Origin of the sequence: Wolbachia endosymbiont (group A) of Conops quadrifasciatus (genome assembly GCF_964027015.1) — a bacterium.
Lineage (GTDB): Bacteria > Pseudomonadota > Alphaproteobacteria > Rickettsiales > Anaplasmataceae > Wolbachia.
In genome coordinates this window covers 871175-896332 of the sequence record NZ_OZ034722.1, presented here as the reverse complement: position 1 = coordinate 896332, position 25158 = coordinate 871175, and the positions used below count along the sequence as shown (strand labels likewise).

At 35.2% G+C, this 25158-nt stretch carries 22 protein-coding genes, 1 tRNA gene and 2 pseudogenes; 18 read left to right on the top strand and 7 right to left on the bottom strand.

The window, feature by feature from the left end; translation table 11 throughout:
* Nucleotides 1-94: 94 nt before the first annotated feature.
* Nucleotides 95-2686, bottom strand: a complete 2592-nt coding sequence (acnA, locus tag AAGD69_RS04690; protein WP_341811820.1) for an aconitate hydratase AcnA — start codon at nt 2684-2686, stop codon at nt 95-97.
* A gap of 14 nt (nt 2687-2700) precedes the next feature.
* Entirely contained in the window at nt 2701-3204 is a 504-nt protein-coding gene (gene secB / locus AAGD69_RS04685) for a protein-export chaperone SecB (protein WP_341811819.1), read from the bottom strand.
* 164 nt (nt 3205-3368) lie between these two features.
* On the opposite strand from secB, the gene AAGD69_RS04680 reads away from it, so the two are divergent.
* The 6 genes and pseudogenes from AAGD69_RS04680 to AAGD69_RS04655 all read left to right on the top strand — a co-directional run.
* Complete coding sequence (locus AAGD69_RS04680; protein WP_341811818.1) at nt 3369-4019, top strand: Tim44/TimA family putative adaptor protein; 651 nt, start codon at nt 3369-3371, stop codon at nt 4017-4019.
* A 24-nt stretch (nt 4020-4043) separates the two neighbouring features.
* The gene (gene dnaQ, locus AAGD69_RS04675; RefSeq protein ID WP_253309507.1) at nt 4044-4739 is read left to right on the top strand and encodes a DNA polymerase III subunit epsilon; all 696 of its coding nucleotides are present in this window, start codon (nt 4044-4046) and stop codon (nt 4737-4739) included.
* 44 nt (nt 4740-4783) lie between these two features.
* Complete coding sequence (locus AAGD69_RS04670; protein ID WP_341811817.1) at nt 4784-5392, top strand: SCO family protein; 609 nt, start codon at nt 4784-4786, stop codon at nt 5390-5392.
* Between the two features lie 216 nt (nt 5393-5608).
* Nucleotides 5609-7996: a DNA topoisomerase (ATP-hydrolyzing) subunit B gene (gene gyrB / locus AAGD69_RS04665; RefSeq protein ID WP_341811816.1), complete on the top strand. Its 2388-nt coding sequence runs from the start codon at nt 5609-5611 to the stop codon at nt 7994-7996.
* A gap of 702 nt (nt 7997-8698) precedes the next feature.
* On the top strand, nt 8699-9511 hold the full coding sequence (locus AAGD69_RS04660) for a transposase family protein (RefSeq protein ID WP_410529814.1): 813 nt from the start codon (nt 8699-8701) through the stop codon (nt 9509-9511).
* A 61-nt stretch (nt 9512-9572) separates the two neighbouring features.
* A pseudogene (locus AAGD69_RS04655) lies at nt 9573-10132 on the top strand (Rpn family recombination-promoting nuclease/putative transposase); the annotation flags it as partial.
* A gap of 4 nt (nt 10133-10136) precedes the next feature.
* On the opposite strand, the gene AAGD69_RS04650 reads toward AAGD69_RS04655, so the two are convergent.
* The 4 genes from AAGD69_RS04650 to dapE all read right to left on the bottom strand — a co-directional run bounded on the left by AAGD69_RS04650 (nt 10137) and on the right by dapE (nt 14253).
* Nucleotides 10137-10886 carry an alpha/beta hydrolase gene (locus tag AAGD69_RS04650; RefSeq protein WP_264735522.1) on the bottom strand — a complete coding sequence of 250 codons (750 nt, stop codon included), beginning with the start codon at nt 10884-10886 and terminating at the stop codon, nt 10137-10139.
* 1 nt (nt 10887) lies between these two features.
* Nucleotides 10888-11415, bottom strand: coding sequence for a cytochrome c family protein (locus AAGD69_RS04645; RefSeq protein ID WP_341811815.1), 528 nt, complete (start codon nt 11413-11415; stop codon nt 10888-10890).
* Between the two features lie 147 nt (nt 11416-11562).
* The gene (locus AAGD69_RS04640) at nt 11563-12375 is read right to left on the bottom strand and encodes a transposase family protein (RefSeq protein WP_410529823.1); all 813 of its coding nucleotides are present in this window, start codon (nt 12373-12375) and stop codon (nt 11563-11565) included.
* A 672-nt stretch (nt 12376-13047) separates the two neighbouring features.
* On the bottom strand, nt 13048-14253 hold the full coding sequence (gene dapE, locus AAGD69_RS04635) for a succinyl-diaminopimelate desuccinylase (RefSeq protein WP_341811813.1): 1206 nt from the start codon (nt 14251-14253) through the stop codon (nt 13048-13050).
* A gap of 42 nt (nt 14254-14295) precedes the next feature.
* Here dapE and AAGD69_RS04630 point away from each other — a divergent pair, with 42 nt between their 5' ends.
* On the top strand, nt 14296-15633 hold the full coding sequence (locus tag AAGD69_RS04630) for an iron-containing alcohol dehydrogenase (protein WP_341811812.1): 1338 nt from the start codon (nt 14296-14298) through the stop codon (nt 15631-15633).
* Nucleotides 15634-15717: 84 nt separating this feature from the next.
* Here the strand turns inward: AAGD69_RS04630 and AAGD69_RS04625 are convergent.
* Nucleotides 15718-17064, bottom strand: a pseudogene (locus AAGD69_RS04625) (IS110 family transposase).
* Nucleotides 17065-17800: 736 nt separating this feature from the next.
* Here AAGD69_RS04625 and rpsL point away from each other — a divergent pair.
* From rpsL to rplL, 11 genes are all read left to right on the top strand, one after another.
* Nucleotides 17801-18175, top strand: a complete 375-nt coding sequence (gene rpsL / locus AAGD69_RS04620; RefSeq protein ID WP_006279787.1) for a 30S ribosomal protein S12 — start codon at nt 17801-17803, stop codon at nt 18173-18175.
* A 5-nt stretch (nt 18176-18180) separates the two neighbouring features.
* The gene (rpsG, locus tag AAGD69_RS04615) at nt 18181-18660 is read left to right on the top strand and encodes a 30S ribosomal protein S7 (protein WP_341811811.1); all 480 of its coding nucleotides are present in this window, start codon (nt 18181-18183) and stop codon (nt 18658-18660) included.
* 21 nt (nt 18661-18681) lie between these two features.
* Nucleotides 18682-20748 (top strand): elongation factor G, encoded by a 2067-nt coding sequence (gene fusA, locus AAGD69_RS04610; protein WP_341811810.1) that lies wholly within the window; start codon nt 18682-18684, stop codon nt 20746-20748.
* An 11-nt stretch (nt 20749-20759) separates the two neighbouring features.
* A complete protein-coding gene (gene tuf / locus AAGD69_RS04605) occupies nt 20760-21932 on the top strand; it encodes an elongation factor Tu (RefSeq protein WP_264329094.1) in 1173 nt (390 codons plus the stop codon).
* Nucleotides 21933-21945: 13 nt separating this feature from the next.
* Nucleotides 21946-22018: transfer RNA gene (locus AAGD69_RS04600), tRNA-Trp, on the top strand.
* A gap of 19 nt (nt 22019-22037) precedes the next feature.
* On the top strand, nt 22038-22238 hold the full coding sequence (secE, locus tag AAGD69_RS04595) for a preprotein translocase subunit SecE (RefSeq protein WP_205517846.1): 201 nt from the start codon (nt 22038-22040) through the stop codon (nt 22236-22238).
* Nucleotides 22228-23064, top strand: coding sequence for a transcription termination/antitermination protein NusG (gene nusG, locus AAGD69_RS04590; protein ID WP_309166466.1), 837 nt, complete (start codon nt 22228-22230; stop codon nt 23062-23064). The genes secE and nusG overlap by 11 nt, the downstream gene beginning before the upstream one ends.
* 2 nt (nt 23065-23066) lie before the next feature.
* Nucleotides 23067-23507: a 50S ribosomal protein L11 gene (locus AAGD69_RS04585; RefSeq protein ID WP_341811809.1), complete on the top strand. Its 441-nt coding sequence runs from the start codon at nt 23067-23069 to the stop codon at nt 23505-23507.
* Between the two features lie 4 nt (nt 23508-23511).
* A complete protein-coding gene (gene rplA / locus AAGD69_RS04580) occupies nt 23512-24165 on the top strand; it encodes a 50S ribosomal protein L1 (protein WP_341811808.1) in 654 nt (217 codons plus the stop codon).
* Nucleotides 24166-24177: 12 nt separating this feature from the next.
* Nucleotides 24178-24696 (top strand): 50S ribosomal protein L10, encoded by a 519-nt coding sequence (gene rplJ, locus AAGD69_RS04575; RefSeq protein ID WP_341811807.1) that lies wholly within the window; start codon nt 24178-24180, stop codon nt 24694-24696.
* Nucleotides 24697-24722: 26 nt separating this feature from the next.
* Nucleotides 24723-25124: a 50S ribosomal protein L7/L12 gene (rplL, locus tag AAGD69_RS04570; protein ID WP_341811806.1), complete on the top strand. Its 402-nt coding sequence runs from the start codon at nt 24723-24725 to the stop codon at nt 25122-25124.
* Nucleotides 25125-25158: the final 34 nt, after the last annotated feature.

Below are 25158 nucleotides of genomic sequence, written 5' to 3'. Positions count from 1 at the left end.
AGGTAAAATTATATCATAACTTCGCGTAGAATAAATTATTATTTATAAAAGAGCCAGGGCTGGCTAAAAGAAGTCTAGTACTTACTTAACTTTACTAAGTCAAGAGAAGTATGTAGCTCAATACTCCACCATCCATCAAGTATTTAACCTCAGTTGCAGTTTGTACACAGCATTTGAGTTGAATTGATTGTTCAGAATTATCCTTTCTTTTGATGATACATTCTAAATTTCCACTTGGCACTATTTCACCTTTTATGCTTATTATCTCACTACCATCAAATATCTTTCTGGTTATTCCATTTTGGAATATAAGTGGAAGAACACCCATGCCGACCAAGTTGGATCTATGTATACGCTCAAAGCTTTCTGCAATTACAACTTTAATCCCCAACAATAAAGTACCTTTTGCTGCCCAATCCCTACTTGAACCTGTGCCATACTCCTTTCCTGCCACAATGATGAGAGGAACATTACTTTCTTTGTAGCGCATTGCTGCATCAAAAATCGACATAGTTTCTTGAGAAGGAATATATTTTGTATAGCCGCCTTCGATGCTTACCATTTCATTTTTTATTCTAATGTTAGCAAAAGTCCCACGCATCATTACATTGTGGTTACCACGACGAGACCCATACGAATTAAAGTCCTGTGGCTCAATTCCAAGATTTTTTAAATATATACCTGCAGGACTACTTGAGGCAATATTTCCAGCAGGGGAAATGTGATCAGTGGTTACGCTATCGCCAAACATTGCCAATATTTGTGCACCTTTTATATCGATTGTTTTATCTTTATTATTTTTAGGTGATAAATTATCAAAATAGGGCGGATCTTGTATGTAAGTGCTGTTTGCATCCCAATTATAGATTTCACTTTTTTCACACTTTATCTTTCGCCAATGTTCATCACCAGAAAAAACATCCTTATACTTTTGTATAAACATCTCACGTGTTACCATATTTTTAACACAATCTTCGATTTCATTGTTTGTTGGCCATATATCTTTGAGATAGACATCATTTCCATTCTTATCTTTGCATATTGAATCTTTTGTCAAATCAGTTTGCACAGTACCAGCAAGTGCATATGCAACAACAAGTGGCGGAGATGCCAAGTAATTAGCTTTGACTAACGGATGAATTCTTCCTTCAAAGTTACGATTACCAGATAAAACTGCAGCAACAGTTAAATTTTTGTTTTTAATGCCATCTTCTATATCTTTATTAAGTGGACCAGAATTCCCAATGCAAGTTGTGCAACCATATCCAACTAGATTAAAACCCAAAGCATTTAGATCTACCTGCAATCCAGACTTTTCTAAATATTCTGTTACAACTTGTGACCCTGGAGCAAGAGAAGTTTTAACCCAAGGCTTTGATTTTAATCCAAGTTTAATTGCATTACGAGCTACAAGACCTGCAGCAATCATTACACTTGGATTTGAGGTGTTAGTGCAGCTTGTTATTGCTGCAATAACTACACTTCCATCTTGAAGCTTATCACTTTCCTTTGATTCGTTAACTGAAAATGATTTAGAAAAAGACTCTGCCACTTGTGAAAGAAAAACCTTATCTTGTGGTCTTTTGGGACCAGCCATTACTGGCTTCACGCTTGATAAATCAAGCTCTAGTGTGTCAAAAAATGCTAACTCATTATTGCCACGCCACAATCCTTGCTCTTTCGCATAAGCCTCAACTAGCTTTTTTGGCCTTCCGGTTAAGCTTAAATAATCTAGCGTTTTCTGATCAATTGGAAAAAATCCACAAGTTGCGCCATACTCTGGGGCCATGTTTGCTATAGTTGCCCTATCTGCCAAAGATAAATAATCTAAACCATCACCATAAAATTCTACAAACTTACCAACAACACCCTTTGTTCTTAGGATATTGGTAACCGTCAGCACTAAATCAGTCGCAGTTACTCCTTCCGGCAGTCTGCCAATTAATTTAAATCCAACTACTTCTGGAATCACCATACTAATTGGTTGACCAAGCATCACAGACTCAGCTTCTATGCCTCCAACACCCCAACCAAGGACTGATAACCCGTTAACCATCGTAGTATGGCTATCCGTACCAACCAAAGTATCAGGATACAAAACCCCATCCTTATTACATACAACTTGCGCTAAATACTCAAGATTCACTTGGTGGCAAATCCCTGTTCCAGGCGGTACTACTCTAAAATTTGTGAAGGATGATTCTCCCCACTTTAAGAATTGATATCTCTCCAAATTTCTTTTTACTTCTAGCTCAACATTCTTACTGAATGCGGAAACACTTCCATAACTATCTACTTGAACAGAATGGTCGATCACAAGATCAACTGGCACAGACGGATTTATGCTGCTTGGATCGCCTCCATTTTTCTTGACATAACTCCGCATAGAAGCTAAATCGACGACAGCAGGAACTCCTGTAAAATCTTGCATCAACACCCTTGCTGGCTTATAGCTAATTTCATGATTAGCGTGTTTATTAACGCAACTTGCTAGTATTTTTATATCATCCAGCTTTACGTTTACTCCATCTTCATTGCGCAATAAATTTTCAAGCAGAACCTTAAGTGAGCAGGGCAATTTAGTTACATCTATTCCTAAAAATTCACTAGCACTACTTAGGCTAAAATAGTTGTATGACTTCCCGTCAATGTTTAAAGTCGTTTTTGCGTTTAAAGAATTATTCATCAGGTTACATCATATTAGTTAAAATTGGAATTACTACCGTTACTTCTTTGTTGTTGACTTTGCTGCTCGTACATAGTTTCAAAATCTATAGGATCTAGCATTAGTGGGGGAAATCCACCACTGCTTGTAACTCTTGCAATTATTTCTCTTGCAAAAGGGAAAAGAAAAGTAGGTCCGCCAATAAATAAACCTTGTCTTACCTCTTCCTCACTCAACTCTTTAAAATTTTCTATTGAAAAAATGCCACAATATTTTGTCTCACAAATGAAAGCTACGCCATCTTTTATACCTTCATCTTTTATCGTTGCTCTGACTTCTATATGTAAAGTAATTTCATGGAAAGATTTTTCTTCATTTACTCCTTCTTTGTTTTCCATTCCTTCTAATTTCGCTGAATTGATATTAACCATTACATTAATATCGGGAGCTTTATTTGAAGAAAGGAATGGCGAATGCGGATTCTCAAACGATAGATCTTTAACATATTGACCGTGAATTCTCATTTTTTGTTGTGGCATTTCTTATGTCTCCTTTAATTAAGTTGAGATATTTAATACTTTCTTATATAATATATTCATTTATAAACGAATAGCAAACCTGATTATAAGTTGATATGAAAAACATATTTTCATTAATAATTAATAATGTTCGGATACTTTATATGCCAAGGAGTTGATTTACTATGATAGAGCTTGTAATATATACTTTATTAGCGGCGTTCATTTTTTCACGTTTGTATAATTCTTTAGGAAGGTCAGCCAATCTCAATCTAAAAAAGCTAACTAGTGTGTTGGATGTAAGCCGAAGTAAAGAAGATGTAGTAGAAAACATTGAGGATTACATTGATAGCAACGATGAAAATTCAATAAAAGTTACTTATGAACAAATATTAAAAAAAAACAAAGATTTTTCTATTTCCCACTTTATAGAAGGTTCAAGCATAGCTTTTGAATTAATAATAAAATATTTCAATCAAGGAAATCTGTTCCAGTTAAAATCTCTCTTGGATAAAGATTTATACAACAACTTCGTAGAGAAGATTAAACATCGTAAAGAGGTGTACGAATCTATAATTGTTTCTGTCGTTTCAAAAAAGATTTTAGAAATAAAGCTAGTAAAAAATGTAGTGTTTATTGCAGTATATTTCCTTTCAGAGCAAATTAACTTTATTAAAGATAGCTCAGAAAATATAATATCAGGTAGTGCATCCACCATTAATAAAGTTGAGGATGTATGGCAATTCAAAAAAAATGTTAATTCATCAGACCCAAGCTGGTTGCTTGTTTCTATTAACTATAAAAAGACAAATAACGATAAGACAAATGACAAGTAAGATTAGTTTTATTTAGAGTTAACCATGGAAAGCAAGCTGCGCGAAATAGTACTTGACACTGAAACGACAGGTCTTGACACTGGATCTGGTCATCGAATTATTGAAATAGGGTGTGTGGAATTAATTAATCGTATTCCAACAGGTAAAGTGCTCCATCGGTACCTTAACCCAGAAAGAGATATACCTTATCACTCGTTTAAGATTCACGGTATTAGTGAAGAATTTTTAGAAGATAAACCATTATTTTCAGATGTTGCACTTGAATTTCTTGACTTTATATCTAATGATATTTTGGTAATTCACAACGCTGAATTCGATGTTAAGTTCCTTAACATGGAGTTAAGCAAACTGAATGCTGGGTTAATTTCCTCAGATAGAGTGCTAGATACATTACCTCTTGCGAGGAAAAAATTCGTAGGATCACCTGCTTCTTTGAATGCATTATGTAAGCGTTTTGATATATCGCTAGAGAATAGAGAATTGCACGGAGCACTAGTTGATGCTCAATTGCTTGCAAAGGTATATGTTGAACTTACAGGAGGGTTACAAACCTTTCTGTTTGATAATGAATGCAATCAGGACAGTAACTCTACATTCGTTCAGCATAAAGTGCGTAATCTAACTCCCAGAGAACATTCACCAAATAGTGAAGAAATTGATGAACATAAGAAACTGTTAGACAAAATTAACAATACACTTTGGGATAAATATATTGAATAGGTTAACCAATAAAGATACAATTTGATTTTACTGAGAGCATTCTAATGGTAAGGTTTATAAGATTGTTATCTAATGTGCTAGCAGCATTAGCAGTTGTTTTTTTAGGTTATTGTTATTTCACTAAAAAAGGCATATTTGCCCCAGCAGCGATTCACAACGCGGAAGTTAAGATAGGCGGAGATTTTTCTTTAATTAATCAGGACGGACAGATTCTGCGCAGTAGTGATTTTAAAGATAAATACATGATGATTTTCTTTGGATTTTCCTCATGTAAAAGAATTTGTCCTATGAACCTTGGGATAATTTCAGAAACACTTGCAAAGTTAGATGAGAAAACTAACAACAAGCTACAAACATTCTTCATCACAGTTGATCCTGAGCGCGATAGCACGGAAAGACTTAAAGAATTTCAGCAGAAATTTGACCATAGAATACAAATGTTAACTGGTGAAAGAGAAAAAATAGACGAAGTAGTTGCGAAATATAAAGTATATGCAAGCAAAGTAGACGGAGAAGAAGAAATCAACCATTCTTCGATAATATATCTTATTGGCCCTGGAGGAAAATATGTTACACACTTTGCAGCTGATTTAAATTCAGACGAAAGTCAATCTGATAAGATTTTGGCTGAGATAAGAAAATACGTAAACTGAATTATAGATTTTTCTGTTAATTAGTCGAGCACGCAACTGCATGAGCATTATAATTTAATCTCCACCGGGAAGACGCATTGGAATGACACTATTTGCTGTCTTCAAAAATAAGCATTCGTAAAGTTGTGCTTTTAACATGGGTTATCAGTTTAAAAATGTTGCTAACTAGTATATCTGAATGTAACATCAATTAACGTGTATAAATGAAGCAATCTAATGGAAAATAGTTATAATGCCGATGCAATAAAAATCTTAAGGGGTCTTGATGCTGTAAGGAAACGTCCAGGTATGTACATTGGTGACACTGACGATGGATCTGGCTTGCACCACATGGTATATGAGGTTGTTGACAACGCAATAGATGAATCTTTAGCTGGATATTGTGATAAAATTGAAGTTAGCATAAATAAAGATGGTTCAGTATCTGTAACTGATAATGGTCGTGGCATTCCAACTGACCTTCATGAAGAAGAAGGAATATCAGCAGCAGAGGTAATAATGACTCAACTCCATGCTGGTGGTAAATTTGACAGTAATACCTATAAAGTTTCTGGGGGATTACATGGTGTTGGAATCTCAGTTGTGAATGCATTATCAAGCTGGTTGGAATTAACTATTTGGCGCAATAAGAAAGAACACTTTATGCGCTTTGAAGATGGTGAGTCTATTGAACCTTTAAAGGTAGTCAACGAAAATACAAACAAAAGAGGAACTAAAGTCACATTCATGCCATCAACAGAGACTTTTAATGGCATTAATTTCAGTTACTCAACGCTTGAAAGTCGTATAAGAGAATTAGCATTTTTAAATTCAAATATCGACATTACTTTACGTGATCTGCGCAATGAACCATATACAGAATCTCATTTCAATCAGAGCAATCAATCTAAAGACAATTTTGGTACAGCGAATTTTGTGCGGTACTTAGATAAGAATAAGACACATGTAACTAAAATTGCCAGTATGAAAGGAGATGCAGAAGATCTTGGCATCAGCTTGGAAATATCGATGGAATGGAATGATTCCTACTATGAACATATGTTATGCTTCACGAATAATATAAGGCAACGAGATGGTGGTACGCATTTGGCAGGATTTAGATCCGCTTTAACCAGATGTATCAATAACTATGCAACTAATGAAGGGTTTTTAAAGAAAGCAAAAGTAAATTTAACTGGAGAGGATGTTAGAGAAGGTTTAACTTGTGTTTTATCTCTCAAGATGCCTGATCCTAAGTTTTCTTCACAAACAAAAGATAAACTAGTTAGTTCTGAAGCGCGTACAGTTGTGGAGAGCATAGTTTCTGATAAATTGAGCACAATCCTTGAAACTGATCCCAAATTGGCAGCAAGTATAGTAGAAAGAGCAATCAGATCAGCAAAAGGAAGAGAAGCCGCAAGAAAAGCACGAGAGTTAGTTAAAAGCAAAAACAATATTGATATTGCAACTCTGCCAGGAAAGCTTGCTGATTGCCAGGAAAAAGCCCCTGAGTTATCGGAATTATTTATAGTAGAGGGTAATTCAGCAGGTGGTACTGCAAAGCAGGGGCGTAATCGTAAAACACAAGCAGTGCTTGCATTAAGAGGAAAAATTCTAAACGTAGAACGTGTAAGTTTAGATCGTATTTTTTCATCTGTAGAAATAGGCTCTTTAATTACTGCAATTGGTGCTGGAATAGGGAGTGAACACTTCAATATTGAAAAAGCTAGATATCATAAAATTATCATCATGACAGATGCAGATGTTGATGGTTCACATATAAGAACTTTGATTCTAACTTTCTTTTTTAGACATATGCGTGAAGTTATTGAAAAAGGCTACTTATACATAGCACAGCCACCCCTTTATAAAGTTACAAAGAATGCTAAAGACACTTATATTAAAGATAACGAAACTTTTGAAGAGTATATAATAAACTCAGCAGTTAAAAGATTAACACTAAGTGGTACAGCTACAGAATTTAACGACTTGCGCCTTATTTTGAATAAATGCGTTAGCATTTCTAATATTAGCAAAAATTATGATAGAGAAATACCACAAAATCTCTTAGAGTCATTGCTAATTTTAAGCAAAAAGAATGCTCTATCATCGGCTGATGAGATATTAAAGTATTTAAAATTAATGTACAGTGAATATACTTGGGAAGTAGAAATAAAAGATGAAGAAAAAGAAATTCACATCTCTAAATTATTTCAAGGATTGGCAGACAAATATATATTTGCATTTAGTATGCTTGAAGGTAAAGATATGCAAAACATATTAAGTTTGCTTGATGGTATAAGTAATTTATTTAATGGTGATTCATTTTTAAAGTCACAAGAAACTGAAATAAAAATCACTTCTCCAAGTACGCTTGCAAAAATAATAATGGACTATGGTAAAAAAGGTTTAACTCTGCAGAGATTTAAAGGTCTTGGTGAAATGAATGCTGATCAGCTATGGGATACTACGTTAAATCCTGAGGCTAGAACTTTATTGAAGGTTGAAATAAAAGATTGTGAAGAAGCTGATTCCATATTTTCAATATTAATGGGTGATATAGTTGAACCACGCCGTGATTTTATTAATAGCAATGCACTCAACGTGCATGATGTTGATATTTGAACTTTTAGCAAAATGTACGAACGTTAAGGGTTTAAGCAAAAACTGTGTCATTCAAGTAGCTGATACTGGAACCTTATCGTCATGCCACCGCAGAATAATTAACCGTCATACCGCCGCGGTATCTCTTAGCCGCTAACAAGCAGCGGGATGACGAGGTTATCGTCATCCCGCCACGAACCGTCATACCGCCGCAGTATCTCATCCGCTAACACGTAGCGGGATGACGGTTGTCAGGCTAGTACCTTCTCCTGTCATCCCAGTCTGGAATCCAGTTTTTGATCGCAAGTGTTTCATTTTAACTAAAGCCTACACTCACCAAATCCAATGCATTTACTTGCAGTTAAGTTTTCTGGATTCCAGTGTCAAGCACTGGAATGACAAGGCTATAGGTTGCAAGCGAGACGTCATACCGCCGCGGTATCTCTAGATCCCGCTAACAAGCAGCGGGATGACGGTTGTCATGGTGTCATGAAAGTAGCTGACACTGGTTTCCATCCAAGAGGGTGTCATCCCAGTGCCCAGACACTGGGATCCAGAAAACTTAACTCTACACCAAGTAAATGTACAATAAGAACTAGATTCCAGACTGGAATGACATCATAAGACCTGCTGCAAAAGGTGATTGAAAAAATAATGTGAGAGAAGTAGAAGAAGAATAAGCAGATTGAGTAAGGTAAAAAAATGAGCTTTAGTTACTATAACATGAAGAAACACCCAAGAAACTTTCGTAATATAACAGGTTTAACTATAGAGGAGTTCGAAAAGGTAGTGGAAAAAGTTAGGTCTGGGTGGGAAAGAGTTGAAAAACAGAAAAAGTGCCATGGTAGAAGATCACAACTACCAACTCTAGAAGATAAGTTATTTTGCGTAATTTTGTACTATCGCACTTACATAACACATAGATTTTTAGGGTGCCTGTTCAATGTTCACAACGCAAATGTATGTAGGTTACTGAAGAAAATAGAGCCATTACTTGCCAAAAAAGTTACTATAACAAAAGATAGAAGTATGACACCAGAAAAAATACTGAAGATTCTGGCTGATGTTACAGAACAGCAAATACAGAGACCAGAAGATAGTAAAAAACGGAAGAAATCATATTCAGGAAAAAAAAGAACCAACACTATGAAAACTGAGATTGTTATCGAAGAAGGTGGAAGAATTTTATCAGTGTCAAATTCATATCGTGGTAGAATTAATGATTTTCGCATAAGGAAACAAGAAAAATATTTACCAATCGATAGCATAAAATATGCCGATTCTGGATATCAAGGTTGGCAAAAATTGCAAAGCAATGTTATAATTCCATATAAAAAGTATCGTAAAAAGCCATTAACTCCAGAGCAGAAAGAGCATAATAGAAGATTAGCATCATTTAGAATGAGAGTAGAAAATAAGATCCGTGAGATAAAGATATTTAAGATTATGTCTCATGTTTACCGCAATTTTCAGAAAAAATACAACCTGAGGTTCAATATTATCGCTGGTATTGTGAATCTTAAGCACGCCTTTTAGTTAACCTTGATTTTAGTCACCCTCCTTTCCTTCTTTTTATTGCTTGATTCGCAGCAGGTCTATTTATTTAAAGAAAGTCTTCTTTATTGCTATATCAAATTGTAACTTACTTCCTGAAGAAGTTGATTATATCTCTACTCATAATATACGTGATATAAAAACTAACGGATATTACTTAAAAGATTTTCAATTTATCTTTATAGAATTGCCCAAATTTTCAAAAAGTAAAGTAGAGCAGTTAGAAACTGTATAGTAGAAAGGTGGTGTTTCTTTTTTAAATACGCAGAAGAAACAACAAAAGAGGACTTAAAAGAGATAGCAGAAAAAGCGCCAATAATAAAGCTAGCATATGATGAATTAGACAAGTTTCGTTGGAACGAAAAAGATTTAGTAGCTTACGAAGAAAGAATAATGGATCTACGGAAAGAAGAAGCCATTCTTGAATACAGACTTGATCTTGCTGAAGAGAAAGGTATACAAAAAGGTATAGAGAAAGGGAAAATTGAAGGGAAAATTGAAGTCGCAAAAGCAATGCTGGCTAATAATGTTGATGTCAACACTATTGTCAAGTTTACTGGCCTTTCTATTAGTGAGATTGAAGAATTAAGTGGAAATCTGTGAACGGTTACCTATATGTTTTTGCTGGCAAAAATTCTCTAATGGTCTTAAATAAAACTTTCAGTGAGTGATTGTCAGACATGTTGTGCTCTGCTGATTTCATCAAGTATACTTCAACATCGGTTGACTTAATTTTTTCAGCTAAATTCAATGAAGTTTGATAAGGAACATCTTTATCATTAATGCTATGCAATAAGCGCACAGGACAGTTTATATCTATTGCTTCTCTGTTTAAAAGAAGGTTCTTTCTGCCATCTTCGATCAAATTTTTAGTTATTTTGTATGTACAATGCTCTGAAGTAAAATCTATTACACCTTTAGAACCTAGTTCTTCTTTTTGCTTGCCTGACAATTGCTTGAATATCAAATCTTCAGTAAAATCAGGAGCAGACGATATGCCGATTAATGCTGCAATTTTTTCTGGAAATTGAAGGGCAATGAGCAGCATCAGCCATCCTCCCATACTTGAACCTATAATTATTTGTTTATCACTAGTTAATTCACTTATCACTTTAGCACAATTTTCTTGCCAATCACTTATCGTGTAATCAATAAAATCACCACTTGAATGACCATGACCAAAATAATCAAATAGCACAAGTGCTATATCGTTTTCTTGGCAAAATTTGTAAATAGCAGTTGCTTTAGTTCCATCCATATTAGATGCAAATCCACCGAAAAAAACTACAGAAGCTTTCTTTCCTTGTAGCTTTCGATATGCTATGTGACCATTATTTCCATCATTACAATAATCCATACTACTTTGGCAAAGTAACCGGGTTATCACTCAATTGACGCAAATAACTAACTAGATCTGCAATTTCTTGTGGATTGGAAATACCTGCAAATGCCATACGCGTACCTTTTATATAGGCTTTTGGGTTCTTTAAGAAAGCAAATAGCTCCTCATACCCCCATTTTCCACCTCTTTCAAGCACTGCTTTTGAGTAATTGAATGAGTTACCAAGATGAGCCTTTTTGTTTCCAACTACGTTCCATAAGTTTGGTCCTACTTTATTCATTCCACCTTTCTCAAAACTATGGCAGGCTATACATTTCTTCGCTGCTGACTTGCCTTTTTCAAAGCTAGCATTCTGCATGAGCGCTCCAATATCGAGCGCCACTTGCTCGATTTTTTGCTGGGACTCATTGTTACCAGCAGCTACTATCGTTTGGTGTTCAATCTTATATTCCTCTGGACTATACAGCATATCAACTACGTTGCTGACTATCATAATGATTAGCCCAGAAAGTAAAATCGATGCTGCAATCTTATTAAGCTCCATAGTTAATTTTTATCAATTAATGTTGCTTAAATTATGCAAATATTTTCGCAAATAGCAACCAATTACCTTGAAGCTCGCTAAAGATGAGACCTGCTGAGAATCAAGCAATAAAAAGAAGGAAAGGAGGGCGACTAAAATCAAGGTTAACTAAAAGGCGTGCTTAAGATTCACAATACCAGCAATAATATTGAACCTCAGGTTGTATTTTTTCTGAAAATTGCGGTAAACATGAGACATAATCTTAAATATCTTTATCTCACGGATCTTATTTTCTACTCTCATTCTAAATGATGCTAATCTTCTATTATGCTCTTTCTGCTCTGGAGTTAATGGCTTTTTACGATACTTTTTATATGGAATTATAACATTGCTTTGCAATTTTTGCCAACCTTGATATCCAGAATCGGCATATTTTATGCTATCGATTGGTAAATATTTTTCTTGTTTCCTTATGCGAAAATCATTAATTCTACCACGATATGACTTTGACACTGATAAAATTCTTCCACCTTCTTCGATAACAATCTCAGTTTTCATAGTGTTGGTTCTTTTTTTTCCTGAATATGATTTCTTCCGTTTTTTACTATCTTCTGGTCTCTGTATTTGCTGTTCTGTAACATCAGTCAGAATCTTCAGTATTTTTTCTGGTGTCATACTTCTATCTTTTGTTATAGTAACTTTTTTGGCAAGTAATGGCTCTATTTTCTTCAGTAACCTACATACATTTGCGTTGTGCACATTGAACAGGCACCCTAAAAATCTATGTGTTATGTAAGTGCGATAGTACAAAATTATGCAAAATAACTTATCTTCTAGAGTTGGTAGTTGTGATCTTCTACCATGGCACTTTTTCTGTTTTTCAAGTCTTTCCCACCCAGACCTCACTTTTTCCACTACCTTTTCGAACTCCTCTATAGTTAAACCTGTTATATTACGAAAGTTTCTTGGGTGTTTCTTCATGTTATAGTAACTAAAGCTCATTTTTTTACCTTACTCAATCTGCTTATTCTTCTTCTACTTCTCTCACATTATTTTTTCAATCACCTTTTGCAGCAGGTCTATGAGAGTCTCTAGCTACAAATATTAAGAAATTTACCAAATAAAAAAAAAGGCAAAAGAAACCCTGGGGTTATTATCCGCTTTAAAATATTGGCGTTTTTTATGTTTTAAACGCTTGACAAGCGAAATTCAGCTGCTTTTAATTGCAACTAACCTACGCTGCAAATGTTTAAGAAATTTACTAAGCAGAAAAAAAGACAAAGAATCTCCGAGTTAGCTAGTCTTTTACTATCTCTGTCGAGTATTGGCATTTTTTGATGTCTTGTAACGCTTTATAAGCGCGTTCAGCTTATTTAGATAAAAATCTAGATGTAGATGAAGTTTTGTAAAGACATACAGTATTTATATACTGCAAAAAATTAAACATAAGACGCCGATACATTAAGTAAGCCTTACCTTTTAATCTGCAGATTGGCGAAAGCAAATACAATAGCTTCAGTTTCATGATAAGGGGACTGGAGGAGTTTGTTAAGTGGTTTTTGTAGCTCTCATAGTTTTTGGATTCTAACGTCACACGCTGGAATGATACTAGTTGTTACTCAAACAACAGTTATGCAAGAGATCTAATTACATCTAAGCTAACAATGGACCACTAGATATATTACTAACTACGTTGACCTGATTCAATATTTTATTAGTGAGATTGAAATAATTTTCTATAAATTCCTTATATATAGCTGTTAATTTGTATATATCATTTACTAATACGCATTCGTTTATCTGATGTGCGGTTTTGTTGATTATACCAAATTCAATCACTGGACAAACATCTTTGATAAACGCAGCGTCAGATGTGCCACCACTTGTGCTCAGCACAGCATCAATACTGGTAACTTTATTTATCGCATCAAGCATAATATCAGTATTTCTATCAGGAGTAGAGAGGAAAACGTCCCTGCTGCTATGCATAGAAAGTTTATAATCGTTAGTTACACTGGAGCATATTTCATCAATCAGCTTATATAAGCCGTCAGGTGTTTGTGTATCGTTATATCGAATGTTAAAACGTGTAGTTGCTGAACTAGGTATTAGATTGCTAGTATTATTTCCAACATCGATAGTAGTAACTTCGCAATGTGAAGGCTGAAAATATTTATTACCATGATCAAAAGTAGTATTTTTTACCTTACTCAATATCGATATTACCTTATATATTGGATTATCTGCTAGGTCTGGGTAGGCAACGTGTCCTTGTTTTCCATGGCAAATTAATTCAAATGTTACAGAACCTCTTCTGCCTATTTTTATGGTATCACCTAATTTCTCACTACTGGTTGGTTCGGCAACTACACAAAAATCTATCTTTTTTTGCTTACTTTTCATCCATTCCAAAACTGCCTTTGTTCCATATTCTTCCGTGCTTTCTTCAGCACTGGTAATCAATGCACTTATCGAACCATTAAATTGAAACTTTTCTGCAATTAAATTTGCCATAGCAGCAATAAATGCAGCTATTCCGCTTTTCATATCAGATGCTCCTCTTCCATATAGCATTCCATCTCTAACTTCTGGATTAAATGGACCAAATGCCCAATCTTTTAACTGACCCGGTGGTACAACATCAACATGCCCAGCAAAGCACAAATTTGGTACTCCATTTATATATTTCGCATAAAGATTTTTAACTTTAGTTCCATCATCACCAAATTCTAAAATCTCACAGTCAAAGCCACTTTTCTTGAAGATTGTTGCTATATGCTCTATTGCCCCGCCGTCCCTTGGTGTTATACTCTCAAAAGAGATCAATTTCTTAGTTAGCTCTACAGGGTCAATTTTCATGTCAATCTTAAAATACTTATATTGCTATATTGTAAACACTCTATGCACTATTTAAAACAAATATTACATCAAGCCGAACAAACTTTTCTAAGGGAAGTAATAACAGATTACCACCTTGCTGATGATATCTATAAAATATGTACACGACACGGAAATGACATCTTTCTAGTTGCAGATGAAAATACAGCAAAACTTTTAAACAAAAACGTATTTAATAAAATTTCTCACTTAATTATCCCGAGCAATACCATTAGGCCTCTTGCAAAACCTCATATCATTTCGGATGCTCCCTACATTTTATCATCCCAGTCCTCCGAGACTGGGATCCAGGAAAAAAAATCAGCGTTACGCGCTGGAATGACACCAACCATGGGTACTAATCTTTCACTTGCCTCTCTTGAAACCATAAATCTAGTTAGAAACAAAGCAAAAGACAGTGACTTAATAGTTGCATTTGGTAGCGGCACCGTTAACGACATCTGCAAATATGCAAGCTACCTCGAGAAAAAAGATTATATATCGTTTCCAACAGCTGCTTCCATGAATGGATATACATCCGCAAATGCTTCAATATTAGTAAATGGATACAAAAAATCGTTCAAAGCACATCTTCCAAGAGCGATATATATAGATATAGACATACTTACCAATGCACCACTGTGCCTCACATTAAGCGGATTTGCAGATTTCATTTGCCGTTCGACAGTTCAGGCTGACTGGCTACTATCTCATTTGTTGCTTGGCACAGAATACAATGAATTACCTTTTACACTTGTTCGCGATTTGGAGCAAGTTTTGCTAAGAGAGTATACGGCGCTTACTAAAAGAAGTAGAAAAGTGGTCCTATTACTTATGGAAGTTCTACTAATTTCAGGACTTGGAATGGTAATATCAAAAGGCAGCTATTCTGCAAGCCAAGGAGAGCATATGATAGCTCACGCAATGGAAATGGTAACAAGAGATCATTCCTCACTACATGGCGAAAAAATTGCTGTTACGACGATTACCATGGCTAATTTGCAGGAAAAGATATTATCAATACAAAACCCGATTATCAACCCGACCACTTTAGATGTAAAACGTATAACTCAGTGCTTTGATAATATCGAATTTGTAAGAACTTTTGAACAGAAGCAAATTATGCAGCAAAAAATCCAAGAGATTATTTGTAAAGAATGGACTAATATTTCCAATTTAATTAAGCAAAATTTACTACCTGCAAAATACCTGCAAAAAATATTTGAAGATCTATCAATTCCACACTTACCAGAGCACCTCAGTTGGAATAAAGAACAATATTGTAAAGTGGTCGATCTTGCGTTTGCAACAAGAGATAGATTCACCTTTCTTGACTTAGCTAATTGCATAGAAGAAAGTTAAGTTTTGTAGTGAAATTCTGTCATTTAAAGAGATCATAGGCCAAAAGCTAAACCCTTTTCACAATCTCTTATCCATTTTCCTCTCCTAAGAAACTCCCTTAACTAGCGCTTCTTGTTGAACTAATATGTAGCCAAATTCCTGTGCTTTTTTGATTAAATTTTTTACAACTCTCTCTTTGTAACGTGTTTCGTAATAGCTCATTCCTTTTTCCACATACTCTTGTCCATATTTCAACATTTGGTAAAAGATGCATGCTAATTTTCTTGCTGTAGAAGTAATTGCTTTTATTGCTCCTAGCCGTTTTTTTAATCTCCTACAATATGCACCCAATGCACTTTTACTATTTCCCACAGCATAAGCAGCCATTCGCAAGGCATTCGTAGCACGATTAATAACTTTACGAGTTTTTGTTCAAAATACTTTTTCTCCTGTAATCTTATTAGCAGGGCTAAGCCCTAACCATGAGGTAAAATGCCTTTCTGATCGCCATTTATTATGATTAATGCCAACTTCCGCAATAATGGTTTGTACAGTTAGTACATCAAATCCAGGAATTTTAGTGAAATCTATACCAGTTACACGATACAATTCCTCACGCAGGGTGAAATTTGGTCTGCCTCTTCTAGACTTATTTTTTTCCTTACCTAACTCTTTACTCTCATCGGACTTCGTCTCTAATGCTTTGTAATAGTTCTCTATACTTTTATCACATTCAATTATTTTTTCTTGAAAAAAATTATATGCTTCATATTCTTGCTTTAATACAAATAAATGTTCTTCTCTATAATCGCCTGTTAATGCTTTTGCTATAGTAGCCTTATCATTCTTCATATTCACACTTCTGAATTCAGCTAGTTTTTTAGGATTCCTTTCACCTTCTACTATTGCTTTAATAATTTGCATTCCTGTGACGCCAGTAATATCGCTTGTCACTTTATGTAAATGAATATTCATTTGTACTAACACCTTTTGCATGCGATTAATATGTTTAGCAGCGTTTTCAATTAAGTTTTTACGTTGCCGAACATAACCACGCAATACACACATTTGATCATCTGGCCTAAATGATCCTTGGATTAACCCATAACTATGTAGTTGTTGAAGCCATTGACAATCCTGAACATCTGACTTTCTTCCAGGTACATTTTTTACATGTCTTGCATTTGCAAGCTTTACTTCAAGTCCATATGATTCAAGTACTTGGAACAAAGTAATCCAGTATACTCCTGTTGACTCCATGGCTACTGTAGTAACTTTACATTTCTTCAGCCATTTTGCTATGTTATGGAGATCCTCTGTAAAGCAGCTAAATTTTTGTATACGCTGTTCATCACTTCCTTCTGGTACACATACATAATGTACAGCTGAACCAACATCTATTCCTGCTGCATCAGGATTCATGATCTCTAATTTACTTTTTGCTTTTTTCATAGTAACTCCCTTATTATAATTTGTAATAGGGAAACGCTTCAGCTTGGAACGGTTAGATAATACAATCTCCTAACCGAGGTAGCCTAAAAAACTCCATCAATGATTTGACCGTTCCTCCCAAAACCATGCTAAACGACGGGTACTTATGGCACCAGTGAAAATTTCGGTTATAACTTCAGAGGCGCTTCCTATACAACTATACTTAAAAACTACTAAAAACTTAAATTGAGGAGTTTCTTCCTGGTTTGACAGATTTCTTCTGTTCGGTGCTATACGAAAAAAAGGCAAAAGAAGCCTCATGGTGCGAGTTTTGACCCTATAATAATTTAAACTGGCGCTGTAATAATGTGCTAACGCTTAAAATAAGCTCGATTTGGCTGAATGTAGAAAAAATTTAAAAGACATGCAGCCGCTATAATTTTATGTAATTCGCTAAAAAATACCCTAAGTTTTTTATTGAATTTTGTCATTGAACCTGCAGGTCAAAAACAAGTTTTGAGTCATAAATACCCTTATTTTCATAGTAAGGGGGCTGGCGGAGTTTGTCAAGGAAGTTTTTCGTTTCTACTGAATGACAATTGTGGCTTGGGAGGTAGTGCAAGAAGTCTACTGATGGCTTTCAAAGCAGTTGAGCTTAATTATTAGAGTAGTAATGTTTATTTTTATATTGACTATTGAGGTTTATTATTTTATAACTAAAAACTTAGTTATTTTAATGAGCTTGAGTTTATAACATATGCCTACGATAAATCAATTAATACGTAAAGGTAGATTAGGATTGACCCATAAGAAAAAGGTACCAGCTTTGGGAGAAAGCAACCCTCAAAGGAGGGGTGTTTGCACTAAGGTGTATACTACAACTCCTAGGAAGCCTAACTCAGCACTCCGTAAAGTAGCCAGAGTAAAAATTAGTGGGTATGGTGAAGTGACAGCTTATATACCTGGTGAAGGTCATAATTTACAAGAGCATTCTGTTGTTTTGATACGTGGTGGGCGGGTTAAAGATTTGCCAGGTGTGCGTTATCACATAATAAGAGGTGCCCTTGATCTGCGTGGTGTGCAAAATCGAAAGAAAGCTCGTTCAAAATATGGTGTAAAGAAATCTGGTTAAAGTTTATGGCTCGTCGGAATAAAGCAAAAAAAAGAGAAATAAGTCCTGATTCGCATTATGGCAGTGTTTTACTGATGCGTTTCATTAATACAATCATGAAATGTGGTAAAAAATCTACTGCAGAAAAGATTATCTATGACGCTTTGTCTTTAGCTGAAAAGAAAATAGGCGAAGGTGGGTTATCAATTTTTGAAACAGCGGTAGGAAATGTTACTCCTTCTATAGAAGTGCGTTCTCGACGCGTTGGTGGTGCAACTTATCAAGTGCCTGTTGAAGTTCGACAAGATAGAGCGATTTCTTTAGCGTTAAGGTGGATTGCTAAAGCAACTTCTGCTGCTCGAAAAAAGAGTGGAAAAACCACTGTTGATTGTTTACAATCTGAAATACTGGATGCTTATAATAAACGCGGTGGTGCGTTTAAGATGTGCGAAGAAAAATATAAAATGGCTGAGGCTAATAAGGCATTTTCTCATCTTCGTTTTTAATGTTAGCTAATTAATTGTGATATGGAAATTGGGATATCTAAATACAGAAATATAGGAATAATGGCTCACATAGATGCTGGTAAGACTACCACAACAGAGCGTATTTTATTTTATACTGGTAAGCAAAATAGAATTGGTGAAGTGCACGATGGGGTAGCTTCTATGGATTGGATGGAGCAGGAAAAAGAGCGTGGTATTACAATCACATCTGCTGCAACAACATGTTTTTGGAATGATCATAGGGTCAATATAATAGACACTCCAGGTCACGTTGATTTCACTATTGAAGTTGAGAGATCTTTAAGGGTTTTGGATGGTGCAGTTGCTGTATTTGATGGAGTTGCTGGAGTTGAACCTCAATCTGAAACAGTTTGGCGTCAAGCTGATAAATATAGCGTTCCTCGTATCTGCTTTGTTAATAAGATGGATAGAATAGGGGCAAATTTTTATCAATGTGTTGATATGATAAAGACGAAGCTTGGTGCAGCACCTTTAGTCATTCAGTTGCCAATAGGAAGTGAGAAAGATTTTAAAGGTATAATTGACCTTATTTCTATGAAAGCCATTATATGGCAAGAAGAAACGTTGGGTGCTAAATTTTCTTATGAAGATATTCCTTCTGATTTGCTTGACAAGGCTCAAGAATATCGAAATCTTTTATTAGATGCTGCAGCTGAGATGGATGATGAAGCGATGAATACTTACTTTGAGTCTAATGATCTGCCAGTAGATTTACTGAAAAAATGCGTGAGAAATGGAACCATCAAAGGAAAATTTGTTCCTGTATTATGTGGATCAGCTTTTAAAAATAAAGGCGTACAACCACTTTTAGATGGTGTGGTTGGCTTTTTACCTTCTCCTATTGATGTTGATGTAATTGTTGGAACTGATCCTAAAGATTCAGAAAAGAAAATTGAGATCAAACCTTCAGAAAAAGAGAAATTCGTTGCTCTTGCGTTTAAAGTGATGACGGATAAGTTTGTAGGCAGCTTGACGTTTATTCGTATTTATTCCGGTAAGTTAAAATCCAAATCCGCTGTGTTAAATGCGGGAAAAAATGAGACTGAAGGAATTGGCAGAATGCTGCTTATGCATGCAAATAACAGAGAAGATATAAACGAAGCTAAAGTTGGCGATATAGTTGCCTTAGTTGGATTAAAGAGAACAATTACTGGTGACACTTTATGTTCACCTGATTTTCCTATATTATTAGAGCGTATGGAGTTTCCTGAGCCTGTTATTGAAATTGCTGTGGAACCTAAAACTACTTCAGATCAGGAAAAATTAGGTGTTGCTTTAAATAGATTGGTTGCAGAAGATCCTTCTTTAAGAATGTCAGTAAATGCGGAGAGTGGACAGACTATATTGAAAGGCATGGGTGAGCTGCATCTTGAGATTATTGTTGATAGAATGAAGCGCGAGTTTAACGTTGAAGCTAACGTCGGTGCGCCTCAAGTTGCATATCGTGAAACTATCACTAAATCTGTTGAAATTGATTATACTCATAAAAAACAGTCCGGCGGTGCTGGCCAATTTGCAAAAGTAAAGATTATATTTGAACCTCTTGAGCCTGGTTCTGGGTTTCAATTTGAAAGTAAAATTGTAGGTGGTGCAATTCCAAAAGAATATATTCCTGGTGTACAAAATGGTTTAGAGTTGATAAAAGAAGGAGGCATGATCTCTGGTTTTCCGGTTATTGATTTTAAGGCTACCCTTATTGATGGTGCTTTCCACGAAGTTGATTCTAGTCCTTTAGCTTTTGAACTTGCTGCTAAAGGTGCTTTTAAAGAGATGGCAAATAAAGCTGGTCCAAAAATGTTAGAACCTATAATGAAAGTTGAAATCATTACGCCTGAAGAGTATATGGGCGATATCATGGGCGATGTAAATAGCAGAAGGGGGCAAGTTTCAAGTATGGAAACGCATAATAGTAGCACTATAATTCTTGCTTTCGTACCTCTTACGAATATGTTTGGTTATATAAATGTTTTGCGTTCTATATCTCAGGGAAGAGCTCAGTATAGTATGCATTTTTCTTATTATGAACAAGTACCACAATATGTGGTTGATGAGTTAAAGTATAATTAAGGGTAATAATTATGACAGCAGTAGTGGAAGCATTTGGAAAGCCGCATGTAAATGTGGGAACAATAGGACATGTGGATCATGGGAAGACAACGTTAACAGCGGCGATAACAAAGCATTATGGAAATTTTGTAGCGTATGATCAGATAGATAAGGCGCCAGAAGAAAGGAAAAGGGGGATAACGATAGCAACAGCGCATGTTGAGTATCAGACGGAAAAAAGGCATTATGCACACGTTGATTGTCCTGGACATGCTGACTATGTAAAGAACATGATAGTAGGTGCAGCACAGATGGATGCGGCGATATTGGTAGTGTCGGGGGTTGATGGGCCAATGCCACAAACGAGAGAGCATATATTGCTAGCGAAGCAGGTAGGTGTTGGATATATCGTGGTATATATAAATAAAGCTGATGTTGCTGATGCTGATATGATAGATTTGGTAGAAATGGAAGTGAGGGAATTGCTGAATAAATACGGATTTCCAGGGGATGAAGTGCCTGTGGTAGTGGGGTCTGCATTGAAAGCGCTGGAGGATGACAGTAGCGAATATGGAAAGAAATCAATAGATAAATTGATGGAAAAGTTAGATGAGTATGTGGCGGTTCCACCAAGGCCTGTGGATTTACCATTTTTATTGCCAATCGAGGATGTATTTTCGATATCGGGGCGAGGAACGGTGGTAACAGGAAGGATAGAGAAGGGAGAGATAAAGACGGGAGAAGAGATAGAGATAATAGGTCTGAAAGCGACGCAAAAGACGATATGCACAGGTGTAGAAATGTTTAAGAAGTTGCTGGATAAGGGAAGTGCAGGACTCAATGTAGGAATATTGTTAAGAGGAACAAAAAGAGAAGAAGTGGAGAGAGGGCAAGTATTAGCAAAACCGGGGACGATAACGCCGCATAGAAAGTTTAGGGCGGAGGTTTATATATTAAAGAAAGAGGAAGGAGGAAGGCATACACCATTTTTTGCGAATTACCAGCCACAGTTTTATTTAAGGACAACGGATGTAACTGGGAGCATAAAATTGCTAGATGGGAAGGAGATGGTAATGCCAGGAGATAATGTGAGTGTAGAAGTAGAATTGCAAGTACCGATAGCAATGGATAAGGGATTGCGTTTTGCGATAAGAGAAGGCGGTAGAACTGTTGGTTCTGGTGTTGTTTCTGAAATTTTGGAGTGAGAGTTTGGGTTATAGGAGTGTAGCTCAATTGGTAGAGCGCTGGTCTCCAAAACCAGAGGTTGTAGGTTCAATTCCTATCGCTCCTGCATTAATGTTGTGGTGAAAATGTTAAAAAGTTTGTGTGTTTTTTTCTATGATATAAAGCAAGAAATACGAAGAATTGCTTGGGTAAAGAAACAGGAGGTGTTGTCATCTCTATTTGTTGTGATGATTGTTATATTATGCTTTTCGATTTTCTTCTGTTTTGTGGATTTTATGTCTCTTTACGTAATTAAGGCTTTATTTGGAATTATTTATGGAATGTGAATATAAATGGTATATCATTAGAGTTGATTATGGATATGAGCAAAATATACGCGAATTGGTAAGTAATGCTGTTTATTTCAAGGAAGTGTTTATTCCTTATCAAACGGTATGTAATTCAAAGTCTGATATAAAAGAGTTATGTGAAGTGTATGTATATATGCATCTATGTGATGAAAGCAAAAATATTTTGAATCAAACGCCTGGATTCTGCAGTGGCGAATCTGGTGATTTTGAGATGATTTCAGATGATGAGATAAGTTTAAAGTGTAAAGAATTTAATAGATATAAATGGTATATCTTGAGAGTTGCTTCCAATTGTGAAGAGAAAGTGCGCCAACATATATTGGAAAATTCTATGAGATTGAGTGTTAATGGTTACTTTAAGGAAGTTTTTATTCCATATGAAGAGCTAAGTGAAGTAGAGTTGAAATCTAAGAAAATTGCTACACGAAGGAAATGCTTTCCTGGTTATGTCTTTTTATACGTGAATTTATGCGATGAAGTATTGAATTTTATCAATAATATACCAAAATCTCTTAAGGTTTATGGGTTTTTGAAAAATGGTAATATTCCAAAGGTGATTTTGGACGATGAGATTCACTCAATGTGTAATGCACTTTATAATGCTCAAGAGACAAAGAAGTTAGGTTATGGTTATGAAAAAGGTGAAAAAGTGAAAATTAATGATGGTCTTTTTCAAAATTTTACTGGTAAGGTAAATATGGTAAACGATGAGAAAAAAATTATTAATGTGGAAGTATCAATTTTAGGTAAGCCGACAATAATAGAGCTTGATCTGGCTCAAGTAGAGAAAATAGAGGATTAATTATGAGTGTTATAGTTGCTAAGATTAACTTACTTATGGAAGCTGGGAAAGCAATTCCAGGACCGAAAATTGCTTCAGTACTTGGTCCACGTGGTATACCTGTTCCTAAGTTTTGTGAAGCTTTTAATAAAGTTACTAGCGCTGCTAACGCTAATTATAAAGTAGGCGATTTAGTAACAGTGCGAATTTCCATAAAGGATGATCGCTCTCATGATTTTACTGTCAGCAGTCCACCTGTGGCTTATTTACTTAAGCAGGAGGCTAAATTAAGTAAAAGTTCTGGTAATCCTGGTAAAGAATTAGTGGCTAAATTACCTATGTCTGCTATAATTAAAGTGGCAAAGTGCAAGATGGTTGATATGAAAGTGGATAATGAAGATTCAGCAGTGAAAATGGTTGTAGGCACTGCAAAATCTATGGGTATAGAAGTTGTGGAAGGTTAGGTAAATGAATACATATAATGATAATCCTAAGCAGTGTTTGAAGAAGATTATTGAGTCTGCTTCAGCAAAATTTAATGAATCAGTTGATATTGCAGTCAATTTAGGCGTAGATTCACGTAAATCTGAAGAGCAGGTACGTGGTACAGTAGTTTTGCCTAAAGGTATCGGGAAGAATATTAAAGTAGCTGTTTTCGCTCAAGATAAACATTTATTAGAAGCTGAAAAAGCTGGTGCTGATATTGCAGGAGGAGAGGATTTAGTTGAAGAAATAAAAAAAGGTAGAAAATTAGATGTTGATTGGTGCATTACTACTCCTGATTTTATGGCAAAAATCACTCCTATTGCAAAAGTATTGGGTGCTAAAGGGCTGATGCCTAACCCTAAATTTGGTACTGTGACTTCTAACATTGCAGAAGCTATTAAAACCATTAAGTCTGGTCAGATAAAATTTAGAACAGATAAAGATGGTGTTATTCATGGTAAATTAGGAAATATTAAATTTGATATTGATGACTTGCTAGAAAATTTAAAAGCCTTTCTTAAAGTAATTAAAGATAATAAACCTATTTCTGCGAAAGGAATTTACTTTAAGGGTGTTTTTTTAAATTCAACTATGGGTGAAGCTTATAAGATAAGCAAAGTGGAAGATATAATTTAAGGGAGTGATACCGTGAAGCGTAAAAATAAGGATGAATTTATACAGAGCACAATAAACGTATTTGTAAATAATGATTTCTTGATATTAGTAAATTTTAAATCTATAAATGCTAATGATTCATTAACTCTGAGGAATAGCCTGAAGTCTATAGAAGGTGGGGTATTAGTAGTTAAAAACACTCTAGCACGCTTGGCTTTGGAAAGGACTGGTAAATTTTCTTATTTATCAGGCAAATTTTCTGGTTCTGTTGCTATTATATACTCTAGTGGCATAGTAGAAGCTGCAAAGTTAATAGTTGATTTTATTAATGCTAACAAAGAAAAAATGTCTGTGATTTGCGCGGCTCATATAAATGAATTGTTAACAGTGGAAGATGTTAATAAACTGGCTAAGTTGCCTTCTCTGGATGAATTGCGTGTTAAAATTATGCGTTTAATATCTTATGATATTCCTGCTCGATTGGCGTTGTCTATTAATTCATCTTCTATAAGGCTTATGAGAGTTTTGGATTATTATAGTTCTAAAAAATAAATTTGTTGTTAAGTAAGGTGGTAATTATGAGTAATGTAACAAGTGATTTGGTTGATAAAATATTATCTTTAAACCTATTAGAGGCTTCTGAACTTGTAAAAGTTCTAGAAGAGAAAATAGGGTTGCCTGCTGGTTCTTTTCTTGGTGGAGCTGTTGGTGCTGGGGCGCCTATTAGTGATAATGCTGCTTCTCCTGCTGCTCAAGGAAAAGCTGAGTATAAAGTTGTGATTAAAGAAATTGATGCGAGTAAAAAAATAGGAGTTATTAAAGCTGTGAGAGAAGTTAATTCTACATTGGGTTTAAAAGAAGCAAAAGAGTTGGTTGAATCTTTACCTAAAGATTTAACTGCTAATGTTCCTAAAGACGAAGCAGAAAAAATCAAGCAAAAACTTATTGAAGCAGGAGCAACTAAAGTGGAGCTTGAATAATATTTAATGTATTAATTTTATATTGATATAGCTC